This is a genomic window from Treponema sp. Marseille-Q4523 (genome assembly GCF_016901105.1).
Classification (GTDB): domain Bacteria; phylum Spirochaetota; class Spirochaetia; order Treponematales; family Treponemataceae; genus Treponema_D.
In genome coordinates this window covers 1-1,897 of sequence record NZ_JAFEVM010000082.1, presented here as the reverse complement: position 1 = coordinate 1,897, position 1,897 = coordinate 1, and the positions used below count along the sequence as shown (strand labels likewise).

At 34.3% G+C, this 1,897-nt stretch carries 3 protein-coding genes; all 3 read left to right on the top strand.

Annotated elements, in window-relative coordinates; genetic code table 11:
• Nucleotides 1–360: 360 nt before the first annotated feature.
• On the top strand, nucleotides 361–702 hold the full coding sequence (locus JSQ97_RS12765) for a hypothetical protein (RefSeq protein WP_205076399.1): 342 nt from the start codon (nucleotides 361–363) through the stop codon (nucleotides 700–702).
• A gap of 11 nt (nucleotides 703–713) precedes the next feature.
• Complete coding sequence (locus JSQ97_RS12760; RefSeq protein WP_205076398.1) at nucleotides 714–1,469, top strand: ankyrin repeat domain-containing protein; 756 nt, start codon at nucleotides 714–716, stop codon at nucleotides 1,467–1,469.
• A gap of 146 nt (nucleotides 1,470–1,615) precedes the next feature.
• Nucleotides 1,616–1,897: hypothetical protein (locus JSQ97_RS12755; protein WP_205076397.1), on the top strand; the 282-nt coding region annotated here is incomplete at its 3' end.

Sequence of the window (1,897 nt, the reverse complement as noted above, 5' to 3'; positions counted from 1 at the left end):
TTGATGTTCAATATAAAGCTTATAATACGGTGTATAAAAATTTAAAAAGGAATAGTAGTGTATGACAATATTTGAGCTTTACGATAACATAAATAGGAAAATATGGATATTGCAAGGAATAGTTTCATTTACTATTGTTATTTTTGTATGGAGAAAAAAAACTATTAGATATTAATACAGAAAATAAGTATTATATATTATCGGTAGTTATTTGTAATATTGATTCATTGCGAACAAATTTTATAAATTCAAAAGGTACGCAATCTTCAATTTTGCTCCGGAAAGGAAATTATAATATGGTACTCAACGGAGGGTGGCACATAGGAGCTGAAATAGGAGCGTATACTAACGGACGAGCCGATGATAACATGCTTGAATCTGTGGAAAAGTCACTGCATCTTCTGCGTTAATCGGCAGGATGGTTTTGAGATTACTGACCGTACGGTTGAGGAGCAGTTTTGCATAAATGCATTTATGGAGGGAAAACAGCTTCCGTCGGGATTAAAGACGACGACAAGGTTGGAGTTTAAGAACGAAGCAGATGCTAAGGCTTATGCCGAATCATTTAATAAGCGCATAAATGGGCGAGATAATGAATATTTTTCCTCACGAATGCCTGATGGACAAGATAGGCAGGCTTCTTCTGTTTATCGAGGCAAAGCTGCCATTGTTAATAAAACTGTTACTATTGAGTTTGAATAAGGAAAATTAGAATGAGAAAGATGTGTTATTTATTTTTATTACTTTGTGTTATTTCATGTCGCGGTGAACAAATGCAAAGAAGTCCTGCTCCTGTTTTCGGTTTTACAAAGAAAATAACGAGATCAGAAGAGAACACTTTGGCATATCAAATGGAAATGGCTTTATCAATTGATGATGATGATGAACGTTATAAAAGGGTTGAAACGCTATTAAAAGCAGGAGCGGATCCGAATAAAAAGACAGGTCAATTTAAATGGCTGGATACAAATCCTTTATGGAATTCAAATGGTAATTATGCATTATCTAAATTACTTATTAGTTACGGAGCCGATGTAAAACGGAGACCATATATTGCTCGTTTATTGTCGTATCGAATTATTGCAATGAAAAATCCAAGGGATAACTGGGTAAGATTTTATAAAGAAAATCCTCAAATGAAATGTCGATATGAACATGAAATTTTTTTATGTTGTAAATTATTGTTAGAATCAGGGGCTGATCCGAACTTAAAGGCGTATGGATCATCTATTGTTTTATGGCCGGCGACTGATTGGAATTATAAAAGATATTTTAATAGATATGGGGAAACAGCAATCAATTATTGTATAAAAGAAAATTTGCTTTCTGTGTTTCCTCTGCTGCTCGAATACAGAGCGGTATTAGATACTAAATCGTTAGAGTTGGCCAAAGCAACAACAGAAAGAACAGGTTCAACAGAAATGGAAGAATTGGTAAAAGCACAATGGATAAGACAAAATGGGAGCTAATGCAGTAAGGTTATTAAGGAAATACCCCTACGCCGGATTGCTTCCCCGCACAGCGTTCCCGCCGCGAGCGGACGCGGCGGCGGGAATGAGGGTTACCGAATAGATAAGATAGTTAATTATGTGAAAAAACGAGCGGCGGATTAATAATGAAACATTATCTTGGTTTGATGCTTCTTCTTGTTATTCAATTGTTTTTTTTATATTTGGGAAATATTGCGACTTTATCAAAGACAGAAAAAAAAGGCTATAATAATTCATTGTTTTTGAAAGTTTCGGGTCTGTCTGTTTTTTTTCTTAAAAAAAGGGTAATCTACAAATCGATAACTGTTCTTATTTATTTTGTCTTTTTTGCAACTCTTGCCTTATCATATTTTGACGGAATAAAATTCTCTTTTTTAAAGGACTTGTTAATAAAAACGGATTTTGCA